Annotated in this window: 19 protein-coding genes; 9 read left to right on the top strand and 10 right to left on the bottom strand. The window is 56.0% G+C overall.

All coding sequences use genetic code 11. From position 1 onward, the window contains the following. Window positions 1–8: 8 nt before the first annotated feature. On the bottom strand, window positions 9–2,099 hold the full coding sequence (gene yidC, locus QGT73_RS05055; RefSeq protein WP_280121709.1) for a membrane protein insertase YidC: 2,091 nt from the start codon (window positions 2,097–2,099) through the stop codon (window positions 9–11). Next, a complete protein-coding gene (locus QGT73_RS05050) occupies window positions 2,099–3,715 on the bottom strand; it encodes a CTP synthase (protein WP_280121708.1) in 1,617 nt (538 codons plus the stop codon). Before QGT73_RS05050 ends, yidC begins: the two co-directional genes overlap by 1 nt. 162 nt (window positions 3,716–3,877) lie before the next feature. On the opposite strand from QGT73_RS05050, the gene QGT73_RS05045 reads away from it, so the two are divergent. From QGT73_RS05045 to QGT73_RS05005, 9 genes are all read left to right on the top strand, one after another. Next, on the top strand, window positions 3,878–4,492 hold the full coding sequence (locus QGT73_RS05045; RefSeq protein ID WP_280121707.1) for an HAD family hydrolase: 615 nt from the start codon (window positions 3,878–3,880) through the stop codon (window positions 4,490–4,492). 28 nt (window positions 4,493–4,520) lie between these two features. Further along, entirely contained in the window at window positions 4,521–5,468 is a 948-nt protein-coding gene (gene ribF / locus QGT73_RS05040) for a riboflavin biosynthesis protein RibF (protein ID WP_280121706.1), read from the top strand. A gap of 197 nt (window positions 5,469–5,665) precedes the next feature. Continuing rightward, window positions 5,666–7,135, top strand: coding sequence for a DUF1846 domain-containing protein (locus QGT73_RS05035; protein WP_280121705.1), 1,470 nt, complete (start codon window positions 5,666–5,668; stop codon window positions 7,133–7,135). Between the two features lie 43 nt (window positions 7,136–7,178). After that, on the top strand, window positions 7,179–8,267 hold the full coding sequence (gene rlmN / locus QGT73_RS05030) for a dual-specificity RNA methyltransferase RlmN (protein WP_280121704.1): 1,089 nt from the start codon (window positions 7,179–7,181) through the stop codon (window positions 8,265–8,267). Then, window positions 8,260–9,441 carry an MFS transporter gene (locus QGT73_RS05025; RefSeq protein WP_280121703.1) on the top strand — a complete coding sequence of 394 codons (1,182 nt, stop codon included), beginning with the start codon at window positions 8,260–8,262 and terminating at the stop codon, window positions 9,439–9,441. Before rlmN ends, QGT73_RS05025 begins: the two co-directional genes overlap by 8 nt. A 91-nt stretch (window positions 9,442–9,532) precedes the next feature. Then, the gene (locus QGT73_RS05020) at window positions 9,533–10,051 is read left to right on the top strand and encodes an LptE family protein (RefSeq protein ID WP_280121702.1); all 519 of its coding nucleotides are present in this window, start codon (window positions 9,533–9,535) and stop codon (window positions 10,049–10,051) included. A gap of 28 nt (window positions 10,052–10,079) precedes the next feature. Next, window positions 10,080–10,886, top strand: coding sequence for a hypothetical protein (locus QGT73_RS05015; RefSeq protein WP_280121701.1), 807 nt, complete (start codon window positions 10,080–10,082; stop codon window positions 10,884–10,886). 21 nt (window positions 10,887–10,907) lie between these two features. Beyond that, window positions 10,908–11,291, top strand: a complete 384-nt coding sequence (gene secG / locus QGT73_RS05010) for a preprotein translocase subunit SecG (protein WP_280121700.1) — start codon at window positions 10,908–10,910, stop codon at window positions 11,289–11,291. A gap of 185 nt (window positions 11,292–11,476) precedes the next feature. Further along, window positions 11,477–13,309, top strand: a complete 1,833-nt coding sequence (locus tag QGT73_RS05005; protein ID WP_280121699.1) for an ABC transporter ATP-binding protein — start codon at window positions 11,477–11,479, stop codon at window positions 13,307–13,309. A 104-nt stretch (window positions 13,310–13,413) separates the two neighbouring features. Here QGT73_RS05005 and QGT73_RS05000 read toward each other — a convergent pair whose 3' ends face one another. From QGT73_RS05000 to QGT73_RS04965, 8 genes are all read right to left on the bottom strand, one after another. After that, the gene (locus tag QGT73_RS05000) at window positions 13,414–13,830 is read right to left on the bottom strand and encodes a DUF4834 family protein (RefSeq protein ID WP_280121698.1); all 417 of its coding nucleotides are present in this window, start codon (window positions 13,828–13,830) and stop codon (window positions 13,414–13,416) included. A 43-nt stretch (window positions 13,831–13,873) separates the two neighbouring features. Further along, window positions 13,874–14,578, bottom strand: a complete 705-nt coding sequence (gene pssA, locus QGT73_RS04995; protein ID WP_280121697.1) for a CDP-diacylglycerol--serine O-phosphatidyltransferase — start codon at window positions 14,576–14,578, stop codon at window positions 13,874–13,876. Then, complete coding sequence (locus QGT73_RS04990) at window positions 14,575–15,252, bottom strand: phosphatidylserine decarboxylase family protein (RefSeq protein ID WP_123616497.1); 678 nt, start codon at window positions 15,250–15,252, stop codon at window positions 14,575–14,577. Before QGT73_RS04990 ends, pssA begins: the two co-directional genes overlap by 4 nt. A 134-nt stretch (window positions 15,253–15,386) precedes the next feature. Further along, entirely contained in the window at window positions 15,387–15,860 is a 474-nt protein-coding gene (locus QGT73_RS04985; RefSeq protein WP_280121696.1) for a cytidine deaminase, read from the bottom strand. Between the two features lie 6 nt (window positions 15,861–15,866). Beyond that, complete coding sequence (locus QGT73_RS04980) at window positions 15,867–16,370, bottom strand: low molecular weight protein-tyrosine-phosphatase (protein WP_280121695.1); 504 nt, start codon at window positions 16,368–16,370, stop codon at window positions 15,867–15,869. A 239-nt stretch (window positions 16,371–16,609) separates the two neighbouring features. Further along, window positions 16,610–17,725 carry an OmpA family protein gene (locus QGT73_RS04975; protein ID WP_280121694.1) on the bottom strand — a complete coding sequence of 372 codons (1,116 nt, stop codon included), beginning with the start codon at window positions 17,723–17,725 and terminating at the stop codon, window positions 16,610–16,612. Between the two features lie 328 nt (window positions 17,726–18,053). After that, on the bottom strand, window positions 18,054–18,842 hold the full coding sequence (lpxA, locus tag QGT73_RS04970) for an acyl-ACP--UDP-N-acetylglucosamine O-acyltransferase (protein WP_280121693.1): 789 nt from the start codon (window positions 18,840–18,842) through the stop codon (window positions 18,054–18,056). A 33-nt stretch (window positions 18,843–18,875) separates the two neighbouring features. After that, window positions 18,876–20,261: a TolC family protein gene (locus QGT73_RS04965; RefSeq protein WP_280121692.1), complete on the bottom strand. Its 1,386-nt coding sequence runs from the start codon at window positions 20,259–20,261 to the stop codon at window positions 18,876–18,878. Window positions 20,262–20,268 lie beyond the last annotated feature (7 nt).

Here is a 20,268-nt window from a genome sequence, read left to right as displayed (position 1 = left end):
ACTTTAAACTATCTCCTCTTATTGCGTCTCTGCTGCTCGCGGAGCATAGCCTCCTGCTGCTTCTGGGCCTCCTCGAGTTTCTGAGCCATCCAACCCTTCTTCTTGGGTTTCTTGGCATTCTCGGCCATCTTGGCACGCATCTTGTCCTCCGACACAAACTTGCGGAAAGTGAAAGTCATGAGGATAGTGATGAGCAGCGACAGGAAGTAATAATAGCTCAGGCCCGCAGCATAGTTGTTGAAGATAAACAGGAACATCACCGGCATCAGATACATCATCCACTTCATGCCCGGCATGCCCGACGAGGCCTGGCTCTGCATGTTGAGATAGGTGTATATAATATTGGTGGCGGTCATCAGCAGACAGAAGAGACTGATATGGTTGCCGAATGTCGATGAAATGAAGGGGATATTGGCAGTCCATGACACGATGGCATCGGGAGCCGCAAGGTCTTTGGCCCACAGGAACGACTCGCCGCGCAGCTCGATGGCCGACGGGAAGAACCAGAACATGGCCACCAACACAGGCATCTGCAGCAGCATGGGCAGACAGCCCGACATCGGGTTGGCCCCGGCACGCGAATAGAGTGCCATCGACTCCTGCTGACGCTTCATGGCGTTCTCATTTCCGGGATACTTGTCATTGATAGCCTTGATTTCAGGCGCGAGCAGACGCATCTTGGCCTGTGAGATAAGGCTCTTGTAAGTGAACGGATAGAGGATTATCTTGATAAAGATGGTCAGCAGCAGGATAATGATGCCATAGTTGCTGATAAACGAGCCAAGGAAGCTGAACACGGGGATGATGATCAGCGTATTGATCCAGCGGAATATAGGCCAGCCAAGCGGGATGAGCTTGGTAAGGTGCATGTTTTCCTCGGGGAAGACCGTCTTCTCCACCTCCTTCATCACGGGATAGGAGTTGGGACCGAGATACATCACAAACGAGGCCGGATTGGCGAGCGAGGCCGAATAGTCGAGCGTGAGCGCGATATTCATCTGCTTGATAAAGTCGGGATTGTCCTTAAGCTCTGAGCTTGAAAGCTCGGCGGCGGCAAAGTTGCCGCGCGACATGAGCACTGCCGAGAAGAACTGATTCTTGCAGCTCACCCACTTGAGTCGCTGCGTTATATCCTCCGAGTCATCTCCGCTCTCGCTGAGATTGTCGACATCACCGTCGGGATACATATAGTACAGGGCCGAGTTGCGCTCCTCAAACACGCGTCCGGCCTCAAGGCGGCGCATCTTCTGGCTCCAGGTCATATCCATCGTGGCCACCGAAGTGGGTATGATGGCCTGCATGCCTTCCTGCACCACATCGATATTCACCAGATAGCTGTCGGAGGGCAGCATATATCGTATGCCCCACTTGGCTCCGTCGCCGAGGTCGAGCATCATGCACACGGTCGAGTCGTTCTCGACCACGGGCTGGAAGTAAAACTCGCGTGTCTCGAAACGCTGGCTGGCCGAAGTGAGTGTGAACGAATACATGTCGGTGGCCGGGTCGAGCAGTGTCACCTGGGTCGAGTCATAGCTGCGATAATCGTTGAGCGAAGCGCGCGATATGACACCGCCCTTGTTGGAGAGCTCGAGGGTCACGAGCTTGTTGGCGAGCTTCACGGTAGTGCTGTCACCCGAGAGATGACGGGCAAATCCGCGATAGCGCGCGGCTGTGGCGAGACCCTGACGCAGAGCCTTGAGAGCCGATGCGGCAAGCGGCGTGCCGAGCGACGAGGTGTCATTGCTCAGCAACTGTGCCACCGACACGGCCTGTCCTTTAGCCTCGACAGTGCCGCCGACATTGCCCTCGGCGTCAAGCGTGAGGTTCATGCCCTCGACACTGAGACGGGCAGTATGGGCCGTAGTGTCGGTCTGGCCGAGCTCGCGGATGGTCGAGGCTATTGAGGCCACTTCGGCCGGGGTGATGGAGTCGAGCGTGAGAAGCGAGGGGTCATCGGCCTTCTGTGCGGCCTCGGCCTCCATGCGTGCGCGCTCCTGACGCTGGCGTTCAAGTTCTTCGGCCGAGGGCTGGTTGAGCCACATGAAACCAAAGATGACGAGGCCCATGAGCAACAGGCCTGTAAGGGTGTTCTTATCCATTATTTATTCTTTTCTTCTTTATATGCGATTGCCGATTTGATAAAGTCGAGGAAGAGCGGTGAGGGAGAGAGCACGGTCGAGGAATACTCGGGATGATACTGTGTGCCGATAAACCAACGGTGGTCGGGCAGTTCGACAACCTCGACCAGACGGGTGTCGGGATTCTCGCCCACACACTTCATGCCGGCCTCCTCAAAACGGGCGCGGTAATCGTTGTTAAACTCGAAGCGGTGACGGTGACGCTCCCTGACCTGAGGTTTGCCATAGGCGGCTGCCACTCTTGAGCCTTCGCGCAACACACAGTCATAAGCTCCGAGACGCATGGTGCCGCCCATATTGTGGATGCTCTTCTGCTCTTCCATCAGGTCGATGACATTGTCGGGGGTGTTGGGGTTCATCTCGGTCGAGTTGGCCTCCTTGAGCCCGAGCACATTGCGGGCAAACTCTATCACCATGCACTGCATGCCCAGGCAGATGCCGAAGGTGGGAATGTCATGAGTGCGGCACCACTCGAGAGCCACAAATTTGCCCTCGATGCCGCGCTGGCCGAAGCCGGGTGCGATAATAACACCATCAAGCCCCTCGAGCTGGCCGCCTACGTTGTCGGGATTGACCTTCTCGGAGTGGATGTAGCGTATCTTCACCTTGTGGCCGCAATAGGTGGCAGCCTGGAAGAGCGATTCGTCTATCGACTTGTAGGCATCCTGCAGCTCTACATATTTGCCGACGAGACCAATGGTCACGGTGCTCTCGGCCGAGTCCATGAGCGAGAGGAAACGGTTCCAGTCGGTCATGTCGGGCTCGCCCTGCGGGAGCATATCACACTTTTTCAGCACAATCTCGTCGAGATGCTGCTCGTGCATGAGCACAGGCACCTTGTAAATCGACGGAGCGTCGACGCTCTGCACCACCGCGTCGGGCGACACGTTGCAGAACTGTGCGATCTTCTTTCTCATTCCGGCCGGAATCTCGTGCTCCGTGCGCAGCACCAGGACGTCGGGCTGGATGCCCACCTGCTGCAACTGCTTGACAGAGTGCTGGGTCGGCTTGGTCTTGAGCTCCTTGGCAGCGTGAATAAACGGCACATATGTCAGATGTATGCACACACAGTCGTCCTCAAGCTCCCAGCGCAACTGGCGCACGGCCTCAAGAAACGGCAGGCTCTCGATGTCGCCCACGGTGCCGCCGATCTCGGTGATGACAAAGTCAAAATCGCCGGTCTTGCCCAGAGCCATGACGTTGCGCTTGATTTCGTCGGTGATGTGAGGGATAATCTGCACGGTCTTGCCCAGATAATCGCCGCGGCGTTCCTTGTCGATTACGCTCTGATAGATGCGACCGGTGGTCACATTGTTGGCACGTGTGGTCTGGATATTGGTGAAACGCTCGTAGTGGCCGAGGTCGAGGTCGGCCTCATGGCCGTCCACTGTCACATAGCACTCGCCGTGCTCATAGGGATTGAGCGTACCCGGGTCAATATTGATGTACGGGTCAAACTTCTGGATTGTGACTTTGTAACCGCGGGCTTTCAGCAGACAGGCGAGCGATGAGGAGATAATGCCTTTGCCCAGTGAAGACACTACGCCGCCGGTAACGAATATGTATTTTGTTTCCACGCTGATAATAGGTGTGAGTGATTGCTATCTTTTTAACAAGGTGCAAAATTACAAAAAATTACGCAAGTGCCGCAAACTAACCCCCACGAATTTCGCCCCAAAACATCATAATTGGAATATTTGTTGTAACTTTGCAGAAATCCGGATAATGAGATAATGACTATGATAAAAAATCTGCTCTTCGACCTGGGCGGCGTGATAATGAATCTTGACCGCATGCGCTGCGTGCGTGCCCTCGAGACACTCGGCATGCCCGATGCCGCCGAGATGCTCGGCGAATATGGCCAGAAAGGTCCCTTCCTCGCGCTCGAAAAGGGCGAAATCACTCCCGACGAGTTTCACCGCCAGATGCGACCCCTCTTTAACCGCCCTGTGACCGACGACGAAATCGACCGTGCCTTTGACCTCTTTCTCACCGGCATCCCTGTCAGCCGCCTCAAGGCCCTGCGCGAACTGCGCCGCCGCTACAAGGTGTATCTGCTCTCCAATACCAACCCTATCATGATGGACGGCTACATAGCCGAGCAGTTCCGTCAGGAGGGCCGGGAGATGACAGACTATTTCGACGGCATTGTCACAAGCTACGAGGCCAAGTGTTACAAGCCCGACCGCGCCATCTTTGACTACACCTGCGCCCACTGTGGCATCGAGCCCGAGGAGACCCTCTTTTTCGATGACTCCCAGGCCAATGTCGACGCCGCGCGCCGTCTCGGCTTCAACGCCGCCCATGTGGCTCCCGGCAAAGAGTTCACCGACATACTCTGCGACGTATTGTAAATCCCCCCACACCTCCCCTCTCACACCAATGAATCTCATCACCAAATATGACACCTCATCGCGCCGCATAGCGGCCGTGGGCATGTATGACGGCGTTCATGCCGGCCACAGGTTTCTCATCGACTATCTCGGAGTCGAGGCCCGCAGCCGCGGGCTCGTACCCTCGGTCGTGACCTTCTCGCGCCATCCGCTCTCGGTGGTGCGCCCGCTCGAAGCCCCGGCCCTGCTCAACACTCTCGATGACCGCGTGAGGCTACTCTCACAGGCCGGCGCGCAGGATGTCATACTGCTGAGTTTCAACGAATCGCTCCGACGCATGAGCGCGAAAGACTTTCTGTCGATACTGCGCAAGAAATTTGCCATCGAGGCCCTTGTAGTCGGCTTCAACAACCGCCTGGGCCACGACCTCGTCGACAGCATGGAACAGTATCGCACCATAGGGCGCGAAGTAGGCGTAGAGGTCATCGCCGCACCGGAATATCGCGGACCGTTCGCGCCGGTCAGCTCGTCGGCCATACGACGTCACCTCATCGAAGGACGTCCCGAGGAGGCCGCCAAGCTGCTCGGCTCGCCCTACAGCCTGCGCGGCAAGGTCATAAACGGCAAGAAACTCGGGCGGACATTGGGATTTCCCACCGCCAACCTTGCTCTGCCGCCGGCTCCGGTGCTCATACCCAAGACAGGCGTCTATGCGGCTTATGTGACCACACCCGACGGTGTGCGCCGGCAGGCTGTGGTCAACATCGGCTACCGTCCCACCGTGAGCGAGGACGGCGCGTCGTCGCGCGCACTCTCGATCGAGGCCCATATCATCGACTTTATCGGTTATATATATGACGAGGAGATAACAGTCGATTTCATCAGCTATCTCCGGGCCGAGAAGGCCTTCCCGACCACGGCCCGGCTGGCCGCGCAGGTCAAGGATGACATTGCCGCTGCAAAAAAGCAGCTTAAAGACAGCATCGCGTCAAATTAGAGGTTGTTTTTTCGCAGACCGAGCCGTGGACACATGCCGGAACGCACCTTTTTAATCCAACCCGCGCACAAATTTTCATCCCTGCGCACCTTCACCCTCTCCATCACGATTTTCGCCTAAATTTGTGCACGGGGATTGAAAATTTTAAGGGCTTGCCGCTATAAATCCGCAAAAAATCCGTAACTTTGCAACCCGTTATGAAATACGGATTTGACAACGAGAAATATGTAAAAATCCAGTCCTCGCACATCAAGGACAGGATAGCCAAGTTTGGCAACAAGCTCTATCTGGAGCTCGGCGGGAAGCTTTTTGACGACCATCACGCAAGCCGTGTGCTCCCCGGTTTTCAGCCCGACAGCAAGTTGCGCATGCTCAGCCAACTGGCCGACCATGCGGAAATCGTAATCGTCATCAGCGCGGTCGACATCGAGAAGAACAAGGTGCGTCAGGACCTCGGCATCACCTACGACATGGACGCCCTCCGACTGCGCAGCGAGTTTCAGAAGCGCGGCTTTACGGTCAACTCCATCGTCATCACCCACTACAACGGCCAGGCCAGTGCCGACGCTTTCCGCGCACGCCTCGAGCGCATGGGCATCAAAAGCTATGTACATTACATCATCGACGGCTACCCTGCCAATGTCAGCCTCATAGCCTCGGACGAGGGCTTCGGCCGCAACGATTATATCGAGACCACCCAGCCCCTTGTCATCGTCACAGCCCCCGGCCCCGGCAGCGGCAAGATGGCCGTGTGTCTGAGCCAGCTTTTCAACGAGCACAAGAGAAGCGTCGAAGCGGGCTATGCCAAATTTGAGACCTTCCCCGTGTGGAATCTCTCGCTCCGTCACCCGGTCAACATAGCCTATGAGGCCGCCACCGCCGACCTCAACGATGTCAATATGATCGACCCGTTCCACCTCGACGCTTACGGTGAAAAGGCAGTCAACTATAACCGCGACATCGAGATATTCCCCGTGCTCAACGCACTCTTCGAGGGAATCTACGGCTCCAACCCCTACAAGTCACCCACCGACATGGGCGTCAACATGGTCGGCTTCTGTATAGATGACGACGAGACCTGCTGTGACGCCTCGCGCAACGAGATAATACGCCGTTACTTCACCGCCCTCAACCGCATGGCCTTAGGCGAGAGCAACGATGCCGAAATCAACAAGATAGCCCTGCTGTTCAATCAGGCCGGCATAAATCTCGACTATCGCCGTACCATAGCCGCCGCCCGCGACCGCGCCAAGGCCGAAGATGTGCCCTGCTCGGCCATAGAGCTTGCCGACGGCACCATCATCACGGCCAAGACCTCGCCGCTGCTGGGCCCGAGCGCGGCTCTCATACTCAACGCCATCAAGCACCTCGCCGGCATAGACCACAACGTCAAACTTCTGCCGCAGGATCTTATCGAGCCGATACAGCATACCAAAATCAGCTATCTCCGCAGTCATAACCCCCGCCTGCACACCGATGAGGTGCTGGTGGCTCTCTCAGTGCTCAGCCGTCAGGATGAAAACTGCCGCCGCGCGCTGGAGCGTCTTCCCGAGCTTAACGGCTGCCAGGTGCATTCCACCGTCATGCTCGGCGAAGTGGACCACAAAATCTTCAAAAAACTCGGCGTGGGACTTACCTGTGACCCGGCCTTTAAGAAGAAAGTTTAAAGAGTTTAGAGAGTTTAAAGAGTTTAGACTCACATTTCGTCATATGACCACTGCCAAAAAGCCACTCATAGGTCTTACGCTCGGCCAGTTGCAGGAGGTGGCCGCCTCGATAGGGCTGCGACCTTTCGCCGCCAAGCAGATAGCACGCCGGCTCTACGTGAGCCGTGCCACCGACATCTCCGAGATGACCGAGCTGCCCAAGGCGGCCCGCGCGGCCCTCGAAGAGAATTACACCGTGGGACGCACCGCTCCACGGCTTGCGTCGCGCTCGACCGACGGCACTGTCAAGTATCTCTTCTCGACCGAAGGCTACCTCACACGCGGAGCCGGGGGCCGTGACATAGAGGCCGTGTATATCCCCGACCGCGACCGCGCCACTCTCTGCGTCTCCTCCCAGGCGGGGTGCAGGATGGGGTGCCGATTCTGCATGACAGGGCGTCAGGGCTATCACGGCGACCTGAGCGCGGCCGGCATCATCAATCAGATACTCTCCATACCTGACTCGGAGTCGCTGACCAACATAGTGTTCATGGGCATGGGCGAACCGATGGACAATGTGGACGAGGTGTTGCGTGCCATCGAGATACTCACCGCTCCGTGGGGCCTCGCATGGAGCCCCAAGCGCATCACCGTGTCGAGCATAGGCAAGCTCGACGGACTGCGCCGTCTGCTCGACGAGACCAAAGTGCACATAGCCATTAGCGTCCACACCCCCTATACCGCCGAGCGCGAGGGCCTTATGCCGGTGGAGCGTGCGTTTCCGCTCACACGCGTCATCGGGCTGCTTCGCGACTATGATTTCGCCCACCAGCGCAGATTTTCGGCCGAATATATCATGTGGCGCGGTGTCAACGACGATATGCGGCATGCCGACATGCTGGCCCGAATACTCAAGGGCACGGACTGCCGCGTGAATCTGATACGCTTCCACGCCATACCCGACTTTGAAGGCCGCCCGGCCACCCGCGAGGCCATGGAACGTTTCCGCGACCGCCTGAACGAGCTTGGCATCACGGCCACCATACGCGCCTCGCGCGGCGAAGACATCGAGGCCGCCTGCGGAATGCTCAGCGGTGAACAATCGGCCGCCACACAACCGACCGACGGCCAAACCCACCAGACTCATGAGTAAGGAATCGAGTTTCTGGTTTCCGCTCCTGCTGCTCACCCTGGCAGGATTCACCTTCAACACATCCGAGCTGATACCCATCGGACTGCTCAGCGACATCGCCGGGTCGTTTGGTGTAAGCGAAGCCCGCGCCGGACTGCTCATCACGGTCTACGCATGGGTCGTGGCACTCATGTCACTGCCCCTGATGCTGCTGTTTGCCCGAGTGGAATATCGCAGGCTCATGACCGGAGTCGTCACGCTCTTTTTTGTCAGCCACATAGCCACAGTGCTCTCCACCGGCTATTACTCGCTCATGGCCTCGCGTATCGGTGTTGCATTGGCCCACTCGCTGTTCTGGTCGATAGCTCCGGCAATGGCCGTAGCCGTCACCCCGCCGCAAAAGCGGGCCACCGCCCTCTCGACCCTCGTGGCCGGAGGCGGCATAGCCCTCATAGCGGGGCTACCGCTGGGACGTGTGCTCGGACTGGTGGCCGGATGGCGCATGGCCTTCGCCGCCCTCGGAGGTCTGTCGGGACTTATCATCATAGGCCTGCTGACGATTTTTCCGACACTGCCCCAGTCCGACGGAGACGTGTCACGACGTCAGATGCTCCGCAGCCTGCTGACATGCCGTCCGCTCATCGTAATCTACATCATCACGGCTGTCATAGTCACAGGCCATTACACCGGCTACAGCTATATCGAGCCTTTCATGATACAGATAATCGGCATGACCGAAGAGGCCGTCACGCTGACACTGTCGCTCTTCGGCGTGGCCGGACTGCTCGGCAGCTACATCATGTCGCGCTATTATTACCGCCACTCGGGCACCCTTATACTCACGGCCTGCATAGGATTTCCGACCGTGATGGCCCTGCTTCTTCCGGCCGGCCACATATCACCGATATTGCTTGGCGCGCTGTGCATAGCCTGGGGCCTGTGCATGACCATCTACAACATAGCCTTCCAGAGCGAGATAGTCGGGCTCTTCCCGACCGACTCGGCTGTGCCGATGAGCTTCTACTCAGGCATTTTCAACCTCGGCATCGGAGCGGGAGCGTTTGTCGGCGGCATAGTCTGCGACCATTCGCTCATGGCCTACATAGGCTATATCGGGGGAGCCATCACCCTCGCCGCCTCAATCTACTGCATAGTCCGCTATATGCCCATGCGCAAAGTGCCCGAGCGGCCGTGAGAGGCACACAGCGCGAACGCAAGTCAAAACTATTTTGACAATTACAATAATTTTCCTTATTTTTGCAAGGAAAAATCCCTGACCTCCCGCTATGATACGTACCTATCTGCTCCGCGCACTCATGATGCTGATGCTGCTCACACCCATGGGCGGATGTACCATCAGCTACAAACTCAACGGAGCGGCCATAGACTATCAGGTGTACAAAACCATATACGTGTCACAGTTTCCGATACGCGCCGCACTGGTGTATCCACCACTGCAGCAGACGTTTGAAAACGAGCTTCTGGATTATATAACTCGCAATACGCGCCTGTCGACAGTAGACTCGGGGGGCGACCTGCAACTCGAAGGCGAAATCACCGGTTACTCGCTCTCACCCCAGGCCGTGACGGAGAATGCCTATGCATCCAAGACCCGTCTCACCATCACGGTGCGCGTGAAGTATACCGACACACGCCAGGAAAGCAACGACGTAGACCAGACATTCAGCGCGTATCGCGACTTTGACTCGAGCGAAATGCTCACCGACGTGCAAGACCAGCTCTGTAACGAAATATCCAAAGAACTTGTAGACCTGATATTCAACGCCACTCTCGGCAACTGGTAAAAATCTCCCTCCCACACACTTATACGCCATGAATGAAGCCCTGACTCGAGTACTCGCAACGCTTACCGACCCCTCAGCGGGGCCGGCCATTGACGATGTGGAGACTCTGACGAGGGAATACCCATTCTTTGTACTCCCGGCCGTGCTTGCCCTGCGCCACCGGAGCCAAGAGATTTCGGAGCCGCTGCGCCAAAAACTGATGAATATCATAGCCCTCAACTCGCCCGACCCGCAGGCAATGTTTATGCTTGCCGATGTGGCATATGAGGACTGGGCACAATTCTATCCAGCGGCATCAACAGGCGTGACCACCAACGACGCCATCACAAAGTTTCTGGAGACATACGGCCACACCGACCCGCGTGAGGAGGCCCTGCTGGAGCGTCTGATATTCAACCCCACCCCCGACTACTCAACCCTGCTCGCCCGCGAGCAGGAGCAAGATCTGCCCGAAGCCCCCGCCGACCCGGCCGACAACTCGCAGGACGCGTTAATCAACTCGTTTATACTCAAGCACAAGGATGACGAGTCAGACCTCCTGCCGACAGCCCCCTCCACCCAAGAGGAAGAGCGCGAGCCCCAAACCGAGGCGACCGAAGCCGCCACCCCTCCCGCGGCAACCGCGCCCACCCCGGCTCCGGCTCCGGTGCACGACACATCGCTCAGCGAAAGTCTGGCAAAAATATATATCAGGCAGAAACGATATGACAAAGCATTTGAAATTATTCACACTCTAAGTTTGAATAATCCAAAAAAAAGTGCTTACTTTGCAGACCAATTGCGTTTTCTGCGCAAACTCATCCTCAACCGCGACAGTGCCAACAATAGCAAATAACTAAAAATCACCTATATAACTATGTACATTGTACTGATTATCCTGACGCTCATCTGCGCCGTATTGCTCATCTGTGTAGTGCTCGTGCAGAAGTCCAAGGGCGGAGGCCTCTCATCGACATTCGCAGGCTCCAACCAGATAATGGGCGTACGCCGCACCAACAGCTTCATCGAGAAACTCACATGGGGTCTGGCCGGAGCCATCTGCGTCCTCGCAGTACTCTCGACTTTCTGCATGCCCAAAGCCATCGTAGGCAACTCGCGCGTGACAGCCCCCGTAGCTACCGAGCAGACCGTTCCCGGCAACTTCAACACACCGGCACCCGAGGCAGCTCCCGCAGCACCCGAAGCTCCCGCCGCTGAAGCACCCCAGGCTCCCGAGACTCCCGCAGAGCCCGCCGAGTAATCAGCCTCCCCCCCCATTATCGGGCGACACACCATATGGCCTGCACTGACGCGTCGTGAACTCACGCGCATCGGCGTAGGCTTAAAGTGTATATACCACTCGCAACCCACTCCCGCGGTCGGCACCGCACCGTCAAAACGCGGCCTCAGGCCTCACCAATCAGCCCCACAACCAACCACCGAAGCATGAAAGAACTCTGGTCACTATTCAGACGATTTGTCCCGCCATATAGAAAATATCTGATATTAAATATTTTCTGCAACTTTCTCGCAGCCTTTCTCACCCTATTCTCCTTTGCTATCATCATCCCCATCCTGGAGATATTATTCAAGATACGCGAAGCCAGCTATCACTTCATGGCATGGGGCGACGGCTCGTTCAAGGATGTGGTAATCAATAACTTCTACTATTACACGCAGGAGTGCATCTCGGACTGGGGCCCTATAGGCACGCTCGCCGCGATGGCCGGGCTCCTGGTGTTCATGACCATGCTCAAGACAGGAGCCACTTATCTGAGCAGCTTTTTCATCATCCCGATGCGAGCAGGCATAGTGCGCGACATACGCAACTATGTGTATGACAAAATAGTGCAGCTCCCCATAGGATATTTCACCAACGAGCGCAAAGGCGACGTCATGGCACGCATGACGGGTGACGTGGCCGAGATAGAGAACTCAATCATGTCGACACTCGACATGCTCTTCAAAGACCCCATCATGATCATCGTGTGTCTGGGCATGATGCTTTTCCTCTCATGGCAGCTCACCATCTTCGTGCTGTTGCTCCTGCCCATAGCCGGCTCGGTGATGGGACGCATAGGCAAACGCCTGAAACGCGCGTCATTTGAAGCTCAGAGCCAGTGGGGCGTGCTCATGAGCAATATCGAAGAGACGCTCGGCGGCCTCCGCATCATCAAGGCTTTCAATGCCGAGGATAAGGTGAAGGCACGCTTCCATGACGGCAATCAAGAGTTTTTCCGCATCTCCCGCGCCGTGCAGCGCAGACAGTCGCTCGCCCACCCCATGAGCGAGTTTCTCGGCACGATAACCATAGCCATAGTGCTCGTGTTCGGCGGCACCCTTATACTCCGTGGCACTTCGGGAATGAATGCGGCATCGTTTATCTATTATATGGTGATGTTCTACTCCATCATCAATCCGGCCAAAGACCTCACTAAAGCAATGTACAGCATCCAGCGCGGTCTGGCGTCGATGGAGCGCGTGGATGCCATACTAAGTGCCACAAATCCCATCCAGGACCCAGCCAAACCGGAAGTAATAAGCGAGCTGAAGGGTGAAATCAAATATCGCGACGTGACATTTGGCTACAATCCGTCGGTACCCGTGGTCAGGGGTGTCAACCTGACCATACGTCCGGGCGAGACGGTGGCTCTTGTGGGACAGAGCGGAAGCGGCAAATCGACCCTCGCCGACCTGTTGCCCCGATTCTATGACATAGACGGGGGGTCTATCACGGTGGACGGCCATGACATACGTTCGCTGCGGGTGCATGACCTGCGCGGCATGATGGGCAATGTGAATCAGGAGGCTATATTGTTTAACGACACAATATTCAACAACATCGCTTTCGGCGTGAAGAACGCGACAATGGAACAGGTGGTCGAGGCTGCCAAGATAGCCAATGCGCATGACTTCATAACCGCGACTGAGGATGGCTACAATACCTGTATCGGTGACCGCGGCTGCCGCCTGTCGGGCGGACAGCGTCAGCGTCTCTCCATTGCCCGCGCCATACTCAAAAATCCGCCGATACTCATTCTCGATGAGGCGACTTCGGCTCTCGACAGCGAGAGCGAAAAGCTCGTACAGCAGGCTCTGGAACGTCTCATGAAGAACCGCACGACTCTGGTTATCGCACACCGACTCTCTACTATCAAGAATGCTTCGCAGATATGTGTAATGCATGAGGGCGAAATCGTTGAGCACGGCACGCATGCCGAGCTTCTGGCTCTCGACGGATATTACACAAGACTCGTGGAAATGCAGTCAATGAAATAATTAAGAGTTTAGAAGTTAAAAGGTTAAAGTTTAGGGAATAGCTTTGCGGCTGCTTGATGCAATCCGGGCTATTCCATAAACTTTAACCTTTTAACTCCTAAACTCTATACCTCTTCCCATTCGGCGTCGGAAATCTGGGGCTCGCGGGGAGTATAGGCACGCTTGTCGGTGGCAGAGGCCTGAGAGGATGCGGGGTCGCCGGTACGGACCGTAACTTCCTCAAACTCGATATACTCGCCTTCGTCACGGCTGAAAATCTTGCGTCTTGGGCCTCGCGGGGGTTCCTGACGCTGACGCGACTGCTGCTGACGAGGCTCGCTCTGCGCGTCAAAGGGAAAACCCTGGGCCTGTGCTCCGCCAAAGGTCTGACGGAACATATCATTGACTTTCTGCTGCATCTTCCTTCGCATATAGCGGGCAAGCCATGGCTTCGCTACAAGCCACAGGAAATAGACAACAAAAATAGTTATAATCGCTGTAAACATAATATACAAATAAATAATAAGAGAGAATAATGCCATCCGAGGCTTCCCATCCTGCGCCTCTATACTCTAACTCCCCACCCTATTCGTCGAAATTCTTCCTGCCGAGAAGCGAGATGAGGATGTAGAGCACGATGGTCCATGCCAGACCGGCCACGCCTTCGGTGACTACAAAGAGTATGCCTGCAAGCAGGACGGTGTAACGGCGTACATTGCTTTTGAAGCCGAGGCTCTTGACCTTGAGCGAGAACATCTTGAGCTCGCTGACCATGAGCAGCGAAAACACCACTACGATGACGGTCATTACTATGTCGCCGGGCCAGCCGTGCGATTCAATCCAGCCGAGGACTCCGACCCAGAATATGGCATTGGCGGGAATGGGGAGTCCGATAAACGATGTGGTCTGACGGGTGTCAACATTGAATTTGGCCAGACGCAACGCGCCACACAAGCCTATCATCAGGCCTACGAGGCTGAGCCACATCGAGGCACCGGCAGCCACATAGGCATTCATTACCAAAAAAGCGGGAGCGAGTCCGAAGCTGACAAGGTCGCTGAGCGAGTCGAGCTCCTTGCCCATAGACGAATATGCTCCGAGCGCGCGGGCCGAGAGTCCGTCGCAGAAATCAAACACCGCGGCGGCTCCGATGAGCACCCAAGCCCACTGACGCGCGACGAGCGGACCGAAGGTCATGCCGTCGTGAAAGGCAAGAACGATCGCCAGGCTTCCGCACAGCAGATTGAGGCAGGTGATGGTGTTGGGAATATAAGTCTTTATGCTTTTCACTTTTGCTGTTTCTTTAGGTGAGCCACCTCGGTGATGCCGCCGGTGGTCTTGTCACCGATTTTTACGAATATCTCGGCGTCAAGCGGGAGATATATGTCGACTCTGGAGCCGAATTTGATGAAGCCCATGTGGTCTTCGATGTTGGACGGCTCGCCGGGGCGCGCGTAGGTGACGATGCGCCGGGCCACCGCACCGGCAATCTGACGCATGAGTATTTCCTGGCCGTTGGCTGCGCGTATGAGCACAGTGGAACGCTCGTTTTCGATGCTCGCCTTGGGCAGATAGGCACTCAGGAAGCGGCCGGAATGGTGCTTGACCATCAGGACCTCGCCGTCGGTCGGAAACCAGTTGGCATGCACGTTAAACACCGACATGAACACCGAGAGCATTCTCACCTTGCGGCGCAGCACCTCGGGCTCAAAGACCTCCTCAAGAGCCACGACAGTGCCGTCGACAGAGGAAACCACCACATTTTCCCTGTTGCCCTTGAAAGTGCGGCGCGGGGAACGGAAAAAGTTGACCACAAGAAGATACAACACAGCCGATATGCCCGAGAATGTCATAGGAATCGCCTCAGGACGTATAAACATCCATGCCGACAGATTGACTATTACCAGTATCAGCATGAGCACTACAAGTATGTTGGTACCTTCACGGTGTATCTTTACCCTCATCGGTGTTTTAAGGTCTTTGCTCGGCCAATGGGCCGTATGGAAAATATATCTATATGTTTAATATGCAAAGATAGTCTATTTTTTACATTATATCAAACTATCCACCGGAAGAATAGCAAAATTTAATAAAAAAACTAAAATTCCGAGAAAGCGAGCGGAAGTGTGGAGCGTACGGAGGGGAGAATGTAGACCTTGTCGCGGCCGACAAGGAGCACACGCACATCGTGGCCGGCAAGCGTCTCATATTCAAGCAATGCCTGGCGGCATGCGCCGCAGGGAGCCACGGGGTCGGCCACAAACTCGCCGTCGGTGCCACGCGCGGCCACAGCTATGGCCTCGAAACGGGCTTCGGGCCAACGGGCATGTGCGTAATAGCAGGTGGTGCGCTCGGCGCAGGTGCCCGAGGGGAAGGCGGCGTTTTCCTGATTGGCTCCGGTCACTACCTCGCCGTTGTCGAGAAGTATGGCCGCTCCGACGTGAAACCTACTGTAAGGCGCGTAGGCCCGGCCTGTGGCCTCGCGGGCCTCGTCGACAAGGCGGCGGTCGATGGCGTCAAGTTCGTCAAAACTCATCTCAATCACAGGCACACAGACGTTAAACTCCTTCATAATCGTTTAGATTTTATATGTTCTGAAAAGATTTTCACACCCGTCCTCGAGTAAATCGAGCACCAGTTCAAAGCCTTCGGCCCCTTCATAATAGGGGTCGGGCACATAGTCATAACGCGCGGAGGGAGAAAAATATTCGGCCATGGCGTGGATTTTGGTCTCGGCCTCGGGCGACGGGGCTATACGGCGCAGATTGGCAATATTGGAGGCATCCATGCCGATTATGAGGTCAAACCGCTCGAAATCCTCTTCAGTGACCTGACGGCAGTGGTGGGTAAGCTCAAGTCCGCGACGCCGGGCATGGATGCGCATACGGTGGTCGGGGAGCTCGCCGATGTGGTAACGGCCCGTACCGGCCGAGTCAATGACCCAACGTGAGTCTTCACCGGCTTCACCGACAATACGGCGCATGACACCCTCGGCGGCCGGAGAGCGACAGATGTTGCCGAGGCAGACAAACAGCACTTTGACAGGAGTGGCGGGTGTATCGATATGATTATTCTTGTCCATATGGTTTTAGAATTGATGTAGGGGGTGTAAAGTTCGTAAAATTCTCTGAAAGATACAAAAGTTTATGATGATACAAAAGTTTCATAAGGACAGAAGAAACATAAGTCTTTATATCGACAGGAGTGCAGGAGTATTTTTTCATTACATTATAAATAAAAGACAGGAGCACAGCGAGTGGATTGATTCACTCCTGTGCTCCTGTCTTTAACGGGAAGGGACAGAGGGTCCCCTGCATGTATTTACTCGCCGGCGATGGCTATGGCCACGCGGTTGCGGTTGTTTACATCAAACGGCTGCTCGGTGTCGCCCTTGGCATCGACCGAGATGCGATCGGCCGATATGCCGGCTGCACGGAGTGCGTCGGCTACGGATTCGGCGCGCATGCGTGAAATCTTCATGTTGTAAGCAGCGGTGCCTGTGCCTTTGTCGGCATAGCCGGTGACAACCACCTTGGCTGCGGGATTGGCTTTCATGTAGCTGACAAGCTCATCGACCTTGGCCATCTCCTCTCCACGCACACGCGATGAATTGATGACAAAGAAGACGTCAATCTTCATCGGTTCGGCTTTCTTCACTTCAACAGGTGCGGGCTCAGGAGTGACCACGGGAGCGGGTTCGGGAGCAGGTGCAGGGGCGGGAGCAGGCGCAGGGATGTCCTCATAGACAGCGGGAATCACGCGTGTGTTGGAGCCGAGACGGATGGTGACACCTACGAGGCCGTAGTATTGCCAGTCGAAGCTGCTGCCGCGCTTGGAGTTGAAATGGTCAGAGAGCATGTTGGCGTTAGCCTCGACGTTGATTGCCACACGGGGGCTTACCCAAACGTTGAGCCCGAGGCCGGCGCGGGGAGCCACGCTCAGACGATGGCCGTGCCACAGTTTCTCAAATCCGGCACCGGCATTGGCCAAAGCCACGGCTTCGTCGTTATTGAAAGCTCCGTTGAGGCCTACGCCAAGAAAACCGTAGAGGTCGAGTGTGCGGCCGGGATTGAATCCGCAGATGAGGTTGGTCAGCGAAAGCACTGCATCGACATTGCCCTGAATATAGTTGTATTTATAGGTGGCATAGGGTGACACCCAAGCTCCGCGTCCCTGCCATCCGCTCGCGCCGAAACGCAGGGTGAATGCCGGGGAGAAGGAGTAGCCTGCATTGATGGCGGCTGCGGGCGAGATGAGATCCTTGGTCTTGTTGGCCTCGCCGATGGTATAGCCGGCACCGGCCTGAAGCTGTAGCGACCAATGGGGATTGAACTCTGCGCGCTCGGGCTCGATAAGTCTGCGCGTCTCCTGTGCCTGAATGCTGAACGACGACAGCATCATGAGTGCCGCCGAGAGTAGAACTGATGATTTCTTCATTGTTTTATGCGTGGTTTATGTGATGAATATTCGCGAAATTTAGTATCCGGCAAAAATAAGCCATTTCAATCACGCATAAAACAGGGCTTTAACATCCGTTGTCTAAAATTCAAGACTTTTACGTGGCAATATGCGCATCACCCCGGGGAGATACAAAAGTTTCATAAGGACAGAAGAAACATAAGTCTTTATATCTTGAGACAGGAGTACAGGAGGTTTTTTATTACAATATAAATAACAGACAGGAGCACGGCGAGTGGGGGTTAATTCACTCCTGTGCTCCTGTCTGTTATTTCAAACGGGCCTGTGCAGGCTTTATGTCACGGGATTATTCGAGGTCTTTGGGGACGGCGACAATCTTGAGGTTGCAGTCCTGGATGAACTCGAGTATCTTGGTACGCTCGGGCGACTCGTCAACGTCGGCTTCGATGCGCTTGAGGGCGTTGAATACCGATGTACCGGTCTGATAGAGGTGACGGTAACATTTGGCAATGTCGTCGACACGCTCCTCGGTGAGACCTCCGTGCTTGCGCAGCAGATAGGCGTTGACACCAAAGTAGCTTGTGGGATTGTGGGCCATGATGCAGAAGGGGGGCACGTTGCCTGTAATGCGGCATCCGCCCTTGATGAGCACCCATTCGCCAACCTTGGAGTTCTCGTGGACCACAACACTCGAAGAGAGGATGGTGTTGCGTCCGATCTCCACGTCGCCGGCTATCGAGACGTTGTTGCCGATGACCACACCGTCCTGTATGTGCGAGTCGTGGCCGACGTGAGAGTTGGCCATGAGCGAAGAGCCGGAACCGATGCGTGTGCCGCCCTCGGTCTCGATGCCGCGGTTGATGATTACGTTTTCACGTATCACTACGTTGTCACCGATGTAGCAGTAGGTGAAGCCACCCTTCCAGCGGAAATCCTGGGGGTCGGCACCTACAATCGCGCCCTGATATACTTTGCAGTTTTTACCCATGCGGGTGCCGCGGATGATGCTTGCAAATGGCATAATCACGCAGCCGTCGCCTATCTCCACGTCCTTGTCGATGTAGGCAAACGGATGGATGGTGACGTTGTCGCCAATTTTGGCCGACGGGTCGATGTGAGCTTTGTCGCTAATCATGTCTCTTATGGTTTAAGGAGTTACTGCAAAGAATCAACGGCCGCCGCCGAGATTCTGATAGAGGTTGATGAGGGCGCGTGAGGCGGCGAGATTGGTGGTAATCTGCGAGGTCTGCGCGCCGAGGAGATTCTGCTGGGCAGTGAGCACCTCGAGATAGGTGGTGGAACCGTCAAAGAGCAGGAGCTCGTTGGTGATGTCGACGGCCTTGGACATATCTTCGACCTGGAGGGCGAGCCACTCCTGCTTCTCCTTGCACTTCTCATAGGTGGTGAGAGCATCGCTGACGTCGGCGGCCGCGCTCATGATGGTGTATTCAAAGTTGTTGAGAGCCTGCTTCTGCTGGGCCTTGGCAGCCTCGAGACGGGCGATGTTCTGACCGCGCGAGAAGAGTGGAGCCGTAAGCTGTCCGCCAAGCTGCACAAACCACTCGGCGGGATTGCTGATGATGGAGCCGAGAAGGTTGGTGAATCCGCCGTTGGCCGTGATGGCAAGCGAGGGATAGAAAGCGGCGCGGGCCGAGGCTGTGGTGTAGTAGGCTGTGGCGAGAGCCATCTCGGAAGCACGCACGTCGGGACGGGCAGCCAGTTCGCACATGGGCACCGAAGTGCGCGCGATGGCGGGCATAGAGAGATTGGCACTTGCGGGGATTGTCCACTTCTGGGGCATCGTGTTGAGCAGGAGCGAGAGAGTGTTGTTGGCCTCGTGGAGCGACATCTCGATGTCGGCAATCGACGACTCGATGCTGTAATACTGGGCCTCGCTCTGCACAACGGCGTTCTCTCTGAGACGTCCGGCTTCCTTGAGATCGCGCATCAACTGCACACTCTGCTTCCAGAGCTCGGCAGTCTCTCGCGAAAGCTCGAGCTGGCTCTGAAGGGCGGCGATGGTGTAGTAACATTGGGCCACGCCGGCTATAATCTGCGAGCGTGTAGCCTGCTCGTAGGCCTTGGCCTGAAGCTCGGCACTCTCGGCAGTGCGGCGCGCATTGCGCAGCTTGCCGAAGATGTCAATCTCCCAGTTGACAGCGAGGGGGAGCTGGTAGCTCCAGTCGCTCCACCGGCTCATCATGAACGAGCGGTTGGCACTGGGAGCGAAGGCCACCGAGGGAAGATAGCTCAGACGCGCACCCTTGAGCTGGGCGTGGGCGATATCGACATTGAGCTTGGCGTTGCGCAGGTCTTTATTATTGGCCAGCGCGCGCTCGATGAGGTCGGTGAGCATAGGGTCGGTAAACACCTTGTGCCAGTCGAGATTGCCGAGGGCATCGGCCTCAGGTGTCTGCTCGAGAGCCTGTGCATACTCGTTGACGACAGCACTGTTGACCTTCTCGGGGCTGTAAGTGGAGTATATCCCGCAGCCGCTGAGCGCGCCCATGCTCAGTGAGGCGGCCAGAAGGAGTGATATGTTTTTGATTTTCATATTGTCA

Source organism: Duncaniella muricolitica (genome assembly GCF_910574735.1).
Classification (GTDB): domain Bacteria; phylum Bacteroidota; class Bacteroidia; order Bacteroidales; family Muribaculaceae; genus Duncaniella; species Duncaniella muricolitica.
This window is presented reverse-complemented; position numbering and strand designations above follow the sequence as displayed.